The organism is Mesorhizobium carmichaelinearum (genome assembly GCF_900199455.1).
GTDB classification, from domain to species: domain Bacteria; phylum Pseudomonadota; class Alphaproteobacteria; order Rhizobiales; family Rhizobiaceae; genus Mesorhizobium; species Mesorhizobium carmichaelinearum.
Window position 1 is genome coordinate 161,178 of the sequence record NZ_FZQR01000005.1, and the last position, 13,611, is coordinate 174,788.

The window sequence follows — 13,611 nt, forward strand, 5'->3', positions numbered from 1 at the left end:
GCCTCGATGGCGATCGTGCGGCCACTGGCGGCTCGCGCGGGCGCGCTGCTTTTGACGCTGTGGCTGGTCAGCGCGCTGGTCTTCCTCGCCGGGCAGGTGCTGCCCGGCGATGTCGGCCGCGTCATGCTCGGCCCGTTCGCCGATGCGCAGGCGGTCGCCGAGCTCAACCGCAAGCTCGGCACCGACCAGCCGATCCTTCAGCAATACTGGCATTGGTTCAGCCGGGCGATCGCGGGGGATTTCGGCGACTCGCTGTCGATGCGCGCGCCGGTGGCGCCGTTCGTCCTGTCGAGCATCAAGAATTCCGCCGCACTGGCCGGTATCGTGCTGCTGTTCCTGGTGCCGATCGGCATCGGTGCCGGCGTCGTCGCGGGGCTGCGCTCGGGGAGCCTTGCCGACAGGCTGATCGTGCTGACCGGCGTCTCGCTCTCGATCGTGCCGGACTTCGTCTCCGGCCTTCTGTTGCTGATGGTCTTCGGCCTGTGGCTGGCCTGGTTTCCGATCTCCGGTGCCGCACCGGACGGGGCCGGCTTCTGGACGTCCAGCTACCATCTCATCCTGCCGGCGCTGCCGCTGGTGCTGAACCTGATCGGCTATGTCGCGCGCATGACCAGGGCAGGGGTGATCGAGGCGCGCGGCGCGGACTATACGCGCACCGCCATCCTCAAGGGCCTCAGCCCCTCACAGGTGCTGTTCAAGCATGTGCTGCGCAACGCGCTGGTGCCGACGGTGGCGGTCATTGCCACGCAGAGCGGCTTCCTGCTCGGCGGCCTGGTGGTGATCGAGGCGCTGTTCGGCATTCAGGGCCTCGGCAATCTGGTGCTGAGTGCGGCCAAGGCACGCGACTTCCCGATGCTCGAGGCCGGCGTGCTGGTGATGGCTGCGATCTTCGTGTCGACGGCGGCGATCGGCGACCTCCTGCAGGCGCTGCTCGATCCGCGCCAGCGCCGCCGGAACGCGCCATGACCGATCTTGCCCAATCTCCGGTGCGCAGCGACATCAGACTCTCCTGGATCGGCCGGCTGCGTGGTCTTCTGCCTGATTTGGCGCCGTCGACCGTGATCGGCTCGGCGGTGCTGCTGTTCTGGGTCGCCTGCGCGATTGCCGGCGCGCAATTCGTGCCGTTCGATCCCTGTGCCGAGGATTTCCTCTCGATGATGACGGCGCCCGACGCGGTGCACTGGTTCGGCACCGATCAGCTCGGGCGCGACGTGCTTTCGCGCATCGTCGTCGGCTCGCGCGACATCCTGCTGGTGGCGCCGCTGGCGACGCTGGCGGGTGTCACCACCGGCAGCGTCATCGGCCTGGTGCTCGGCACCTTTGGCGGCCTGGTCGATGCTGTAGGCGCGCGGCTGCTCGATGCCGTCATGTCGCTGCCCTTCATCGTGCTGGTGACGATGGCGCTGGTGGCGATCGGCCCGTCCAACCTCACCGTCATCCTGGTGATCGGCCTTGCCTATGCGCCGCTGGTGGCGCGTACGGTGCGCACCGCGGCGCGCGAACAGCGCGAGCGCGACTATATCAGCGCCGCGCGGCTCGCCGGCGAAGGGCGGCTGGCGATCATGTTCCTCGAAATCCTGCCCAATGTGCGGGAAACCATCCTGATCGAGCTGATCACCCGGCTCGGCTACGCCTTCTTCTCGATCGCGACGCTGAGCTTCCTCGGCCTCGGCATCCAGCCGCCTTCGGCCGACTGGGGATTGGCGATCGCCGACGGCTACGGCTTCCTCACCGCCGGCAAATGGTGGGTGGTGGTGTTCAATTCGGCCGCCATCATCTCGCTGGTGATGGCCACCAACCTCATCGCGCAAGGCATCGGCGCCTTCGAGAACAGCGACAAGTAGGCGGTAGCCGAACAGGTTGATCGGTGTGGGGCTGACTCTTTTCCCGATACTCAAACGTCTTTGCTACAGTGAAACATTGGAGCAAGGTCAATGAGCCTCAAGGACAAGAAAATCGTGGTCACTGGCGGCAGCCGTGGGCTGGGCCTCGGATTGGTCGAAGCGCTGGTCGAGCAAGGTGCTGAGGTGACCGTCGTTGCGCGCGGCGCCGAGGCGCTGGAGGCGGTTGGTTCGCGGCTCGGGGTCGCCACCATTTCCGCTGACGTCACCGACGAGGACGCCGCCTATCGCATTCTTGGCGAGGTCCGCCCGGACATACTGGTGCTGAATGCCGGTGCGAAGCCCCGGATGGGGCGATTGGACCAGCTGAGGTGGGAGGATTTCTCCATCGCCTGGGAGACCGACGTCAAGGCCGGGCTGTACTGGCTGCAGGCGGCACTGAACCTGCCGCTGAAGCCTGGCAGCCGCGTTCTGGTGGGGTCGAGCGGCGCTGCCGTTACCGGATCGCAGATGTCTGGCGGCTATGGCGGTTCCAAACGTATGCTCTGGTTCATGGCCAAATATGCCAATGGGGTCTCGCAGGAGAAGAAGCTCGGCATCCGCTTCCAGGCAATCTTGCCGCGCCAGATAATTCTCGGAACAGGGATCGGGGACGAGGCGGCAGTCGCCTATGCCGGCTCGATGGGCATCACGCCGGAACAATTCGTGACCCGCTTCGGCGCGCCGATGCCGCCCCGCGCGTTCGGCGACAGGGTGGTTTCGGTGCTGGAGGACCCGCAATATGCCGAGGGTGTGGTCTTCGGCCTCAATGGCGACGCCGGCGTCACGATCATGGAGGGTGCTGCGGCTTGAGCGGCGGGAAGCCTGGCGTGGAACGCGACCGACGCGAAGGGCTGCTTGCCCTTGCCGCCGCGTTGCGGCCGGAACTGCACCGTTATTGCGCGCGGCTGATGGGGTCGGTCATCGACGGCGAGGACGTCGTGCAAGACACGTTTGCCCGAGCCTCCGTTGCGCTGGACGAACTGAGCGAGGTGGCGCAGCTCAGGCCCTGGCTGTTCCGCATCGCTCACAACCGCGCGCTGGACCTGCTGCGCAGCCGCGCGATCCGTATAGCCGAGCCCATCGAGGCGGCATTTGAAATTGCCGACGACAGCAAACCCGACCCCGTGGAGATCCTGATGCGCAGGGAGGCGATAGGGACTGCTGTGTCGCGCTTCGTGGAGCTTCCGGTGGTCCAGCGCAGCGTCATCATCCTGAAGGATGTACTCGACGAACCGCTGACCGAAATCGCCGCTTTGCTTGGCATTACGGTCGATGCGGTCAAAGCACATCTGGCACGCGGCCGCGCCCGGCTTCGGGAGATCAACGCCAAGACCGACCGGCTTCCCGATGCGCGCATCGCGTCGGCCGCCGTGGTGCGTTATGTCGCCCTGTTCAACCAGCGTGACTGGGACGGATTGCGCGCGCTGCTTGCCGAGGACGTGAGACTTCAACAGTCCATGCACCCGCCGCGCTCCGGTGCCGCCGATGTCGGTACGTTCTTCACCATCTATGCCAGCAGCGATGAGGTATTCCTCAAGCCGGGCTGGGTCGAGGGCCGCGAGGTGATTGCGGTGTTCCAACACAGGACCGACACCAAGCCTGTTCATTTCATGTGGCTGGAGTGGCGCGCCGGGCGGATCAGCTTCATCCGCGACTATCGTTATGTCGGCTATGTCACCGACGATGCCGGGCTGGTGCTGGCACGGGAAACCGGATCCTGGGATCGCGGAAGCAGGTTCTGATCCGTTTGGGCGCTGCCGACGACACCAAATGCCTGCAAATCGTTCCACCAGTTCCTCGGACGAGCGCCAGAGCAGCTCACCGTTTCACGGAAACCTGCTCTAAGTTGTTGTTTTAACGCAATTCCCTAGGGAAAGCGCTACGCGCTTTTCCCGGGAAAACCGTTCACACTTTTCCTGAAATTGCTCTAATCGAGCAGCCCCTGGATGGTCGCCGCGACGGCCGCCGGGGCATAGGGTTTCGGCAGGAAGACGCCGCCGCTCGGCATGGCGTCCCGGGCCGGCTGCTGCTTGCCCGAGGTGACGATGATCTTGATCGGTGGCCAGCGGTCGCGCACGGCCGCCGACAGGCGCAGTCCGTCCATGGAGCCGGGCATGTCGATGTCGGTGAACAGGATGGCGATGTCCTGCCGGCTCTCCAATATATCGATCGCCTGGTCGGCATTGCTCGCCTCCAGCACGCCGAACCCCGCCTCGCGCAATTCATCGGCGATGGCGAACAGCAGAAAGGCTTCGTCTTCGACGACGAGGACGGTGACGAGGCTCTGATTGGTCATGGCATGCCCTATGTGGTCAGTAAGGTGCTGTCGGCAATTGGGGTGCCGGTGCGTTCAGCACGCATTCGACGCCGTCGGGGTGGTAGTCGATCCGGACCGATCCGCCGAAGTCGGTGCCGAAGACCCGTTCGATCAGGAAGCGGCCGAAGCCGCGCCGGCTGGGCGGCGACGATCGTCCGTCACCGCCCCCGTGGCCTTGTGCCATCGGCGCGCTGCCGAAATTTCTTGTATTTGATGAAATTGCGATCATGCATGCCCCGAGGTCCAAAACCCCGGACGGGCCGATCGGTTCCCGATGCCTAGGGATTTTCCTTTGGATATCGGGGCTTCGCCAGCCAATGGTCGGCTATTCGAGCGAATTTCTTTGCAAGTCGTTAATTCGGCAATGCTGTTAATGAGCGCCTTCTAATGCATGTCGACCGGAACTGCTTCGCGGTTTTGGGACAACGGCATGCGCGAAACTGGTTGGTTTGGCGCGGGGTACGCAATGACCAAGAATCTCGGCAACGCACGTTATGTGCCGCCCAATGACACAAAGCCTTCCTTTCTCAGCAAGGCGGCACCAGCGCTGTTTCCGCTGGTCGTGGCGGCGCTGGGATACATGATCGGCAGGCAGTTTTTCGGCATATAGAGCGATGTCGGGCGTCCATGTCAGACATGGACGCCTCAGACATGGACGTCGCCGAAGGTGAGTTCGCCGTCGCCGCCGGACGCGAAAAGGACGATGGCGAGCAGCCAGGCATAAAATGCCGCCACGACAATCACGATGGCCACACCGGGAATGGGGCCAAGGGCGGCGCTGTCGACGGCATAGCGCAGCGAGCCGACGAAGCCGGTCCCGACACCGCCGACCTGAAGGCTGGGCGTCGTTATTTTGAGCACCCAGGCCAGCAGCAGGATCATGAAGAGATAGATGTAATTGCGCCGCAGGCGGCGCGCCAACGCGGCCCGGTGCGACAGCAGGAACTTTGGCGCGCGCAGGCCTTCGCCGACAATAAGCAGCCAATCCGAGGCGAAGTCAGGCTGCGGGGAAAATATCTGCGCGAAATAGTGGCGCTCGAACTGGCGCACGCGGGCCCGGTAGAAGTCGAAGAAGCGGTAGCGGCGCGCCTCGATCCACAAAAGCAGCAGGATCAGCAGCATGGCGAACAGCAGCACGCCATGATGCGCGCTGGCCGTCGACAGGGAGACCGAAAGCATCGCCGCCACCACGGTGATCGCCCAGTTCGTGGTCCTGTCGAGGCGATCGCGCCATCCCGCCATGCGCGCGATCTCGGCGCGGTGGAAATGCGACAGCGTGTTCACACGCTCCGTCGATGAAAGGACAGGCCCCACGGGTTTTGCCGACGCATCGTTCATGACGTCCTCCGGCAAGGACCAAAACGCTTTGCCGGCAACATTGTTCCGTGGCGCCACTCGGCGCGATTTTGAGAACGTCGGGTTATTCCGGTCCGCCGATCCAGTCGACCAGCAGGGCGGCGAGCCCAAAGGTGCCGCCGATGGCGCAGACCGCTGGCCATCCACCCCAGCTCCAGGCGATGCCGGCCAGCAAGGAGCCGATGGCGCCGCCGATGAAGAAGATGCCGACAAACAGGCCGTTGAGGCGGCCGCGAGCCTGGGGCTGAAGCAAGTTGACGGCGCGGCGGCCGAGCGTCTGGTCGCCAGTGACGCCGATGTCGAGCAGCACGGCACTGACGCCCATCAGCACAAGCGGCAGCCATGAGGCTCCGGACTGAAAGGCGCCGGCCCAGGCGGCGAGCGCCATCGCCCCGACCAGCACGAGATGGCAGAAGATGGTGGCGGATCGCGTCCAGCCATGGTCGCCGGCGCGGCCGAACAGCGGCGTGACCACGGCGCCGCCCGCGCCGACGAGCGCGAACAGCGCAATGCCGCGCTGGCCAAGGCCGAAAGGCGGCTGTGCGAGGCGTAGGGCGACCGCCGTCCAGAACAGGCTGAACGACGCCATCACCAGCGCCGCCGTCAGTGCGCGCCGCCGCAGCACCGGCTCGTCGCGCAGCAGGCCGAACAATGAGGCGATCAGCGCGCCATAGGAGGATGTCGCCTGCGGGCGCCGCTGCGGCAAGGTGAAGGCGAGCACGCAGGCGAGCAGGAGGAGTGCCCCGGTGCTGAGGCCGTAGAAAGCCCGCCAGCCCCAGGAATCGGCGATGAGGCTGGCCAGCGGCCGCGCCAGCAGGATGCCGATCATCAGCCCGCTCATGACATCGCCGATGACGCGGCCGGCCTCGCCGGGCGGCGCCATCGAGGCGGCGATCGGCACCAGTATCTGGATCGCCGAACAGGCGGCACCCAGAACGAACAGGACGATCAGCAGCGAGGCGATGGTGGGTGCGAAGACGGCGATGGCGGCCGCAAGGGCGGCCGTCAGGAGCATGCGCAGGATCAAGGCGCGGTTCTCGGCAAGGTCGGCCATCGGCACCACGAAAAACAGGCCGGCGGCATAGCCGAGCAGCGTGGCCATGGCGACGAGGCCGACGCTGGCGGCGCCGGCGCCGAGCGATGGCCCGATCAGCCCGACCAGGGTCTGCGGCGCGAACAGATTGGTGACGATGATGCCGGTGGAGGCGGCAAAGAGCAGCGTCTGCGGGCCGGTGATGGTGCTCGCCGCGGGCAACCGTTCGCACAGCTGGCCATCATTGGTATTGGGCATGGAGTCCTCAAGAAGTTGCATATTGTGAGGGGACTTTATGCCAAAGAATTATCATGCTACAATTCAATCAAATCGATAATGATTATGCGAGATGCGCATGAACATCCATGACCTCGAAGCCTTCATCGCCGTGGTGGAAACCGGCTCGATCGTTGGCGCCTCGGCCAGGCTCAACCTCACCCAGCCGGGTGTCACCCGGCGCATCCAGAACCTCGAGGATGGGCTGGCGACGGCACTGCTCGACCGTCAGTCGAAGCCGCTGAAGCCGACGGCGTCCGGGCGCGAGGCCTATGAGCATGGCAGGCGCGTGCTGCGCTCGCTGGAGGATTTAAAGGCTGGCGTGTCGCCGCAGGGCGAGGTCAAGGGCGAATTCCGCCTGGGCATCATGCCCTATCTCTCCGATGCGGCATTGGCGCTGCCGCTCGACAGCCTGCGTGCCGCCTTTCCGCAACTGACGCTGCGCATCACCTCGGGCTGGTCGCCTAGGCTGGTGGAGCAGGTGGCGCGCAGCGAGCTCGACGCGGTGGCCGTTTGCCTCGCCGAAGGCCTGGCGCCGCCGGACGAACTGGTCTGCGACGATCTCGGCACGCAATCGGTGCTGCTGGTCGCGTCCCCCAGCCTCGGCGTGCCGAAGCCGGCGAAGCTCGCCGACCTGTCGCGCTTTGCCTGGGTGATGAGCGAAAACGGCTGCGGTTTTCGCGCCTTCATCCGCCAGAGTCTCGAGGCGGCAAGGTTGCCGTTCCAGGTCGGTGTGGAAGCGCTCGGCGTCGACCTCAGAATGTCGCTGGTGGCGCGCGGCCACGGCATCGGCATCGTCACGCCGGGCGCCTTCGCCGACAGCCGCTGGCGAGACAAGGTGGAGGTCATCGACTGCCCGGACTTCAAACCGCAAGTACGCGCCTGGGTGCTGCACCGCCCGCCGGCGGGACGGCTGAGCCGGCCCATCGCGCTGTTTCGAGATGCGCTGATCGACGGGCTGAAGGTGCCGATGCCGTTGCTGTCGTGAGCCCGGTGGCCAGTTCTCCGTTGTCGAGAGAAAGGCACCTCAATAGGGTGAACACTCCGTGGGAGGGTGTCGTGTCGGTCAGCATTTGCGTTTATTGGGGTCCCAGGCAACGACCTCTCACTTTGGAACCAGCGTCATGGGAATCTAGAAGCGTCGACCTCGGTCCATTGCGGTGCCTATTCGCAATATCTGTCCGAAGACAGCCAGAACAATGCCTTGCTCGAACTCAGCTTTCCGAACAAAGAAGGGCTTGCAGTTGGTGTTCTTCTGTATGTGTTCCGGGAAGCCATCGACATATGGCAACCTGTCTGGGGGACGATCTGGCGATATGTCCATGGCGGGCATCCCGCTAGCGCGCCTTGGGATTCGAGCCATGTCCAATTCGCCTTCTACCAGTCGCAAAGCGGGTTGGGGCCAGCAGGTCGCGGCATAGGAGGGCAACAAGTGCTAGGCACCCAAGGTCGTCTCTGGGTTAACGAAGCGGCGTCGTCTTTCATGGAGAAGGAATAAAGATCGTAGTGCCACACGCTTTTGCTCATCATGTTGACAAGCCACTTCGCGCCCAACACCTTCAGTCGATGCAGAACTGCTGGCCAGACATTGTCGCTTCCATTCGAGACAGGCGCTTGAACCCAGCCGATCCAGTCGCTGTGGCGTTTGGCGGTGTGGAGACGCTTGCATCGTTCATAGCAAGCGGTTCCTTGAACTCGGTTCTGTATGGGTGGACGTCCATGTTTGACCTGTGCATCCAGCAGTCGATGTCGAGCCTTATTCCGGACCTTACCTGAGGGTGAGCCCGTTGCATTCGGGGCTGATAGAGTTCCGGTATGTTGATACGGCAATCGCGCGAAGACAGTGGCAGAGGGAGACGACGCCCGATGCTGTCGTGCCGAGGTTCATGCGCTTCATGGATCAGCTCGGATGGACAGTGGAGCCGATACGGCAGAACGATTCAACCCAGGCCAAAAGCCCTTAGCCTGTGTCGCGGCATTCCTGAATCCAATCAGGCGGTTGCAACGATCGTCGAACATAACGGCTTTGCTCGCGCACATCGTGCAGGCTGTCGTTCAAGCCCATGTTTTCGAATGCTGAGCAGGCCCATGAGGATATCGCCAGGTGCATGAGGTGTTAGGTACGCTTTGCATTCGACGATCACATTGCATTACCAGGTCTTGACCCCTCCGCAACGAACCCCAGATCGACCATGCCGGCGCCAGATGGGGCCGGTGCAGACGCGGGGCGCCAGCTTCATGGGCGGCGCCGCGCTGGACGATGGTCTTATGACCATCGAACTCGGGCATCATGTGCCGGAGGCGATGATGTTGCGGGAGACCCGTGACGGGCGAGGGCGTTCCCGAAGGTTGAGCGGATCGGACCAGAAGCAGAGCGAAAACAGCAAGCACAGATGGGGCTGGCGGCGATGCCGGCTTCAGAACGGCGCATTATCCTCCGGAGCATGGCAGGCAGTGCATACAAACGTACCAGAAACAGGATCAAGAAAGGAGAAAGTGCAATGACCATTCGTGATCTCATGCCGTGGAGCCGCGACACCAGCCAGTCTCCGACCCTCTTTCGCGAAGGCGACCGGGACCCGTTCATGGGCCTGCATCGCGAGATGAGCCGCCTGGTCGACGACATGTTCCGCGGCTTCGAGTCGCGGCTTCCATCCATGGGCAGGTTCTCTTCGTCCGGCACCGGTTGGCCCAGCGTGGAAATCTCCGAAACCGACAAGGAGATCCGCGTGACAGCCGAGATACCCGGCATGGAGGAGAAGGACATCGAGGTGTTGCTCGATGACGGGGTCCTGACGTTGCGCGGCGAAAAACACGCCGAAACCGAGGACAAGGAGCGTCAGTTCTCCGAGCGGTTCTATGGCCGCTTCGAACGTCGCATCCCGATCGGGTTCGAAGTCGCGGAGGACAAGGTTGCGGCGGATTTCCGCAACGGCGTGCTGTCCGTGAGCTTGCCGAAGTCCGAGAAGGCGCAGAGCAAGGCGAAGCGCATCCCCATCGGCGGCAAGAGCACCAAGCACTAGAGCAGTTCACCGTTTCACGGAAACGGTGAACTGCTCTAACTCTTTGTTTTGACGCAATTTCGGACGGAAAACCGTTTCACACTTTTCCTGAAATTGCTCTAGAACAGACCAGCCGGGCGTGCGTGCCGCGCACGCCCGGCATTGACCGGCGGATTTCGCGCCGGTCGCCCTTGAGAATCCCCCAGCCTTCGGCAACATGGCGGCAAGGCTGGGAGCGCAAGGATGAGCAAGGCCATTTCCGCCGCACCGGGCAAGTCCGCACCGCGCAAACCACCCATGGCGCTGACCGAGGCGCTGGTGGCGCGGACCATGCGGGTGGTCGAGGATGCCGGGCCGACGCCGGGCATGGTCTATATGCTGGACGCCGACTACGCGCGGTTTCGCGACGAGATCCTGGCCAGCGCACCGCCTGGACCGCTGAAACTGTTCGCCTATGGTTCGCTGTTGTGGAAGCCGGCCGGCGAGGTGACGGGTGGCGAACGCGCGGTGGCGCGGGGCTGGCACCGGTCGTTCTGCTTCACGGTGCAGCGCTTTCGCGGCACGCTTGAGCAGCCCGGCCTGATGATGGCGCTCGACCGCGGCGGCCAGTGTCAGGGCATGGTGTTCGAGATCGCCGAGCCGGTCGCCGAAAATCTCGAAGCGCTGTTGCGCCGCGAGATGACCATCCTGCCCGCCGTCAACGTGCCGCGCTGGCTGCAGGTCAGCACCGAGAGCGGGGCGAGCCGGGCGCTCGGGTTCGTCGTCGATCCCGCCAATCCGCGCTACGCCGGCAAGCTCGACAAACCTGCGGTCGCGGCGACGCTGGCCAAGGCCGTCGGCCACTGGGGCTCAGGTGCGCAATATCTGTTCGAGACCATCCGCCATCTCGACGCCTGCGGCATACGCGACCGCAATCTCTGGCAGTTGCAGGAACTGGTGGCGCAGGAGATCGGCCGCGTCGATGCGGTCGTCTAGCCATTTCCGCCTCTTCCAATCTTCCGCTTGACGAACATATATCCCTGTGGTTATACGTCAACCAATAGCCAACGGGTTATCGATTGCAGATGCCGGACGCTCACGACATGCTCTTCAGGACGCTCGCCGACCCGACCAGGCGGGCGATCTTCGAGCGACTGTGCCGCCAGGGGGAGCAGACGGTGGGCGCGCTGACGAGCCAGTCCGGCGTCTCGCAGCCGGCGGTGTCGAAGCATCTCGGCCTGCTCAAGCAGGCCGGGCTGGTGCGTGACCGCCATGAAGGCCGCCAGACGCACTACAGCGCGCAGCTCGGTGCGCTGGCACCGCTGATGGACTGGACACGTGAGATGGCCGGGTTCTGGGAGGCCCGGTTCGATGATCTCGAGGATTTGCTCAAAAGGATGGACCATTGAACGATAGTGCCCAGGAGACCCGCACTGTCGTCGTCGAGCGGCAGATTTCCCATCCGCCGGAAAAACTCTGGCGCGCGCTGACGCAACCGCATCTGATCGAGGAGTGGCTGATGAAGAACGATTTCAAGCCCGCTGTCGGCCACCGCTTCAACATCAGCGCCGATTGGGGCGGCGTGCTCGACTGCGAAGTGTTGGCCGTCGAACCCAACAAGACGCTGTCCTACACCTGGAACCTCGCGCACCCGGATCCGGCGTTCGATCTCAGGAGCGTGGTGACCTTCACGCTCACCCCGACGCCAACCGGAACGCATCTGCGCATGGAGCAATCCGGCTTCCGCCCCGATCAGCGGCGGGCCTATGGCGGCGCCAAGATGGGCTGGCCGCAATTCCTGGAGAAGCTGGAACAGCTTCTGGAGCGCACGGACTAGATCCGCCGGCCAGATTGAAAACCGCAACTGACGAACCAGGCGGCTTGCCGCCAGCAAAAACCTATGGAGAAAGACGATGAAGATCAAACTGACCAGCATCTATGTCGACGACCAGGAAAAGGCGCTTGCCTTCTATACCGGCGTGCTCGGCCTGACCAAGAAGGCTGATTTCAGCAACGGGCCGTTCCGCTGGCTGACGGTCGCCTCGCCGGATGAACCCGAGGGCACCGAGCTGCAGCTGGCGCTCAACAACCAGCCGGCCGCTAAGGCCTACCAGCAGGCGATGTTCGAGCAGGGCCAGCCGGCGGTGATGTTCTTCACCGACGACGTCAAGGGCGACCATGAGCGCATCACGGCGCGCGGCGGCACCTTCGCCATGGCGCCGACCGAGGTGACCGGTTCGACCATCGCCAAGCTGAACGACGGCTGCGGCAATCTCATCCAGATCACCCAACTGGCGCGTTGGTAGCAGCGCCCGGTTTCACGCATTTTTTCAGAGGAGGTCATCTTGGACTGGAGCAATTGGATCGGGCAGACGCATCGCTGGCTGTCGATCATCTTCACGGCGACCGTCGTCGCCAATTTCGTCACCATGGCGTTTGGACAGCCGCCCGCCTGGGTGGTCTATTCGCCACTGCCGCCGCTCTTCCTTATGCTGTTCAGCGGCCTCTATATGTTCGTGCTGCCCTATGTCGGGAAAGGACGCAGCGTGCAGCGCGTCAACGGATAGGATGAAAGCCTATGGCCAAGTCGACCGCCGCCAAGGCTGAGCCAAAACTGCTTTCCGGCGGCAACCCGCGGATCGCCAAGGGTTATGGTGATGCTCCGGTGCAGGCCTATATCGCGGCGATGCCTGGCTGGAAGCGCGAGATGGGCGAGCGGCTCGACGCGCTCATCTCGCGTGCCGTGCCCGGTGTCGAGAAGGCGGTCAAATGGAACTCGCCGCTCTATGGCGTCGAGGGCGAGGGCTGGTTCCTCGGCGTCCATTGCTTCACCAAATACATCAAGGTGGCCTTCTTTCGTGGCGCCTCGCTGCAGCCGGTGCCGCCGGGTGAATCCCGGAGCCAGGACACGCGCTACCTCAACATCCATGAGGACGACGCATTCGACGAGGCGCAATTCAGCGCCTGGGTGAAGCAGGCCAGCCAATTGCCTGGCGAGCGCATGTGAGCGCTCTATTGTTCATATTTTGAGGAGAGACAGCATGACCGGATCGCAGGAGAGCAAATCTCCCTCGGAGCTGATCGACGGCAGGATCACGGAACTCGGAGACTGGCGCGGCGAGATGCTGGCCCGGCTGCGCGCGCTCATCCATCAAGCCGATCCCGACGTGGTCGAGACATGGAAGTGGCGCGGCGTGCCGGTGTGGGAGCATGACGGCATGATCTGCACGGGCGAGACCTATAAGAGCGTCGTCAAGCTGACCTTCGCCAAAGGTGCTGCGCTGCCCGATCCGGCGAAGCTGTTCAACTCCAGCCTCGAAGGCAACACGCGGCGGGCTATTGATTTTCAGAAGGGTGAAGAGGTCAATGAGGATGCGCTGAAGGCGTTGGTGCGGGCTGCGGTGGCTTTGAACAAGTCGAAGGGCCGCAGGTAATTCTGCTGCGTCATAGCCCTTTGCGCATAACCGTCGACGTCAGCGCTGCCCCTCATCTGCCTGCCGGCATCTTCTCCCCGTAAACGGGGCGAAGGATGCTGTTGTCGCCGCTTTCGCCAATCGCCAACGTTGCGAGAAAGGCGCCGGCGTTGCGGCCAGCCCCTCTCGCCCCGTTTACGGGGAGAGATGTCCGGCAGGACAGTGAGGGGCAGCGCCGAAGCCAGAAGATTGCCAATGACTTTGACGCTGCAAGACAGCAGGTAAGAGTGGCCCCAGCCTGCCACCCCAAAACCAGCCCATGTTTACGATCTGGGAAGCTTGATGGTGCTAG

General features: G+C 63.7%; 19 protein-coding genes. 15 read left to right on the forward strand and 4 right to left on the reverse strand.

Features of this window, described 5'->3' with window-relative positions; translation table 11 throughout:
* The first annotated feature begins 12 nt into the window (after nucleotides 1–12).
* The 4 genes from CKW40_RS13730 to CKW40_RS13745 all read left to right on the forward strand — a co-directional run bounded on the left by CKW40_RS13730 (nucleotide 13) and on the right by CKW40_RS13745 (nucleotide 3,625).
* Complete coding sequence (locus CKW40_RS13730) at nucleotides 13–966, forward strand: ABC transporter permease (RefSeq protein WP_439330983.1); 954 nt, start codon at nucleotides 13–15, stop codon at nucleotides 964–966.
* A complete protein-coding gene (locus CKW40_RS13735; RefSeq protein WP_095200445.1) occupies nucleotides 963–1,844 on the forward strand; it encodes an ABC transporter permease in 882 nt (293 codons plus the stop codon). Before CKW40_RS13730 ends, CKW40_RS13735 begins: the two co-directional genes overlap by 4 nt.
* A gap of 90 nt (nucleotides 1,845–1,934) precedes the next feature.
* Complete coding sequence (locus CKW40_RS13740; protein WP_095200446.1) at nucleotides 1,935–2,693, forward strand: SDR family NAD(P)-dependent oxidoreductase; 759 nt, start codon at nucleotides 1,935–1,937, stop codon at nucleotides 2,691–2,693.
* Nucleotides 2,690–3,625, forward strand: coding sequence for a sigma-70 family RNA polymerase sigma factor (locus CKW40_RS13745; RefSeq protein ID WP_095200447.1), 936 nt, complete (start codon nucleotides 2,690–2,692; stop codon nucleotides 3,623–3,625). Before CKW40_RS13740 ends, CKW40_RS13745 begins: the two co-directional genes overlap by 4 nt.
* Before the next feature lie 185 nt (nucleotides 3,626–3,810).
* Here CKW40_RS13745 and CKW40_RS13750 read toward each other — a convergent pair whose 3' ends face one another.
* The gene (locus CKW40_RS13750; protein WP_095200448.1) at nucleotides 3,811–4,179 is read right to left on the reverse strand and encodes a response regulator; all 369 of its coding nucleotides are present in this window, start codon (nucleotides 4,177–4,179) and stop codon (nucleotides 3,811–3,813) included.
* 16 nt (nucleotides 4,180–4,195) lie between these two features.
* Nucleotides 4,196–4,384 carry a hypothetical protein gene (locus CKW40_RS13755; RefSeq protein WP_095200449.1) on the reverse strand — a complete coding sequence of 63 codons (189 nt, stop codon included), beginning with the start codon at nucleotides 4,382–4,384 and terminating at the stop codon, nucleotides 4,196–4,198.
* Between the two features lie 246 nt (nucleotides 4,385–4,630).
* On the opposite strand from CKW40_RS13755, the gene CKW40_RS13760 reads away from it, so the two are divergent.
* A complete protein-coding gene (locus tag CKW40_RS13760) occupies nucleotides 4,631–4,810 on the forward strand; it encodes a hypothetical protein (protein ID WP_179297948.1) in 180 nt (59 codons plus the stop codon).
* Between the two features lie 35 nt (nucleotides 4,811–4,845).
* On the opposite strand, the gene CKW40_RS13765 is transcribed toward CKW40_RS13760, so the two are convergent.
* Both CKW40_RS13765 and CKW40_RS13770 read right to left on the reverse strand, forming a co-directional pair.
* The gene (locus CKW40_RS13765; protein ID WP_095200451.1) at nucleotides 4,846–5,538 is read right to left on the reverse strand and encodes a DUF2270 domain-containing protein; all 693 of its coding nucleotides are present in this window, start codon (nucleotides 5,536–5,538) and stop codon (nucleotides 4,846–4,848) included.
* Nucleotides 5,539–5,620: 82 nt separating this feature from the next.
* Entirely contained in the window at nucleotides 5,621–6,847 is a 1,227-nt protein-coding gene (locus CKW40_RS13770) for an MFS transporter (protein ID WP_095200695.1), read from the reverse strand.
* 97 nt (nucleotides 6,848–6,944) lie between these two features.
* Between CKW40_RS13770 and CKW40_RS13775 the strand changes: the two genes are divergently transcribed.
* From CKW40_RS13775 to CKW40_RS13825, 10 genes are all read left to right on the forward strand, one after another.
* On the forward strand, nucleotides 6,945–7,853 hold the full coding sequence (locus CKW40_RS13775; RefSeq protein WP_095200696.1) for a LysR family transcriptional regulator: 909 nt from the start codon (nucleotides 6,945–6,947) through the stop codon (nucleotides 7,851–7,853).
* A gap of 216 nt (nucleotides 7,854–8,069) precedes the next feature.
* Nucleotides 8,070–8,363, forward strand: a complete 294-nt coding sequence (locus CKW40_RS42890) for a hypothetical protein (RefSeq protein WP_143748287.1) — start codon at nucleotides 8,070–8,072, stop codon at nucleotides 8,361–8,363.
* A gap of 1,003 nt (nucleotides 8,364–9,366) precedes the next feature.
* Nucleotides 9,367–9,888, forward strand: a complete 522-nt coding sequence (locus CKW40_RS13790; RefSeq protein ID WP_095200453.1) for an Hsp20/alpha crystallin family protein — start codon at nucleotides 9,367–9,369, stop codon at nucleotides 9,886–9,888.
* Nucleotides 9,889–10,110: 222 nt separating this feature from the next.
* Complete coding sequence (locus CKW40_RS13795; protein ID WP_095200454.1) at nucleotides 10,111–10,842, forward strand: gamma-glutamylcyclotransferase; 732 nt, start codon at nucleotides 10,111–10,113, stop codon at nucleotides 10,840–10,842.
* Nucleotides 10,843–10,931: 89 nt separating this feature from the next.
* A complete protein-coding gene (locus CKW40_RS13800; protein ID WP_095200455.1) occupies nucleotides 10,932–11,255 on the forward strand; it encodes an ArsR/SmtB family transcription factor in 324 nt (107 codons plus the stop codon).
* Nucleotides 11,252–11,683, forward strand: coding sequence for an SRPBCC family protein (locus CKW40_RS13805; RefSeq protein WP_095200456.1), 432 nt, complete (start codon nucleotides 11,252–11,254; stop codon nucleotides 11,681–11,683). Before CKW40_RS13800 ends, CKW40_RS13805 begins: the two co-directional genes overlap by 4 nt.
* A gap of 76 nt (nucleotides 11,684–11,759) precedes the next feature.
* Complete coding sequence (locus CKW40_RS13810) at nucleotides 11,760–12,152, forward strand: VOC family protein (RefSeq protein ID WP_095200457.1); 393 nt, start codon at nucleotides 11,760–11,762, stop codon at nucleotides 12,150–12,152.
* Nucleotides 12,153–12,191: 39 nt separating this feature from the next.
* Nucleotides 12,192–12,413, forward strand: a complete 222-nt coding sequence (locus CKW40_RS13815) for a hypothetical protein (protein ID WP_095200458.1) — start codon at nucleotides 12,192–12,194, stop codon at nucleotides 12,411–12,413.
* Nucleotides 12,414–12,424: 11 nt separating this feature from the next.
* Nucleotides 12,425–12,853: a DUF1801 domain-containing protein gene (locus CKW40_RS13820; protein ID WP_095200459.1), complete on the forward strand. Its 429-nt coding sequence runs from the start codon at nucleotides 12,425–12,427 to the stop codon at nucleotides 12,851–12,853.
* Between the two features lie 34 nt (nucleotides 12,854–12,887).
* On the forward strand, nucleotides 12,888–13,280 hold the full coding sequence (locus CKW40_RS13825; protein ID WP_095200460.1) for a DUF1801 domain-containing protein: 393 nt from the start codon (nucleotides 12,888–12,890) through the stop codon (nucleotides 13,278–13,280).
* The last annotated feature ends 331 nt before the right edge of the window (nucleotides 13,281–13,611 follow it).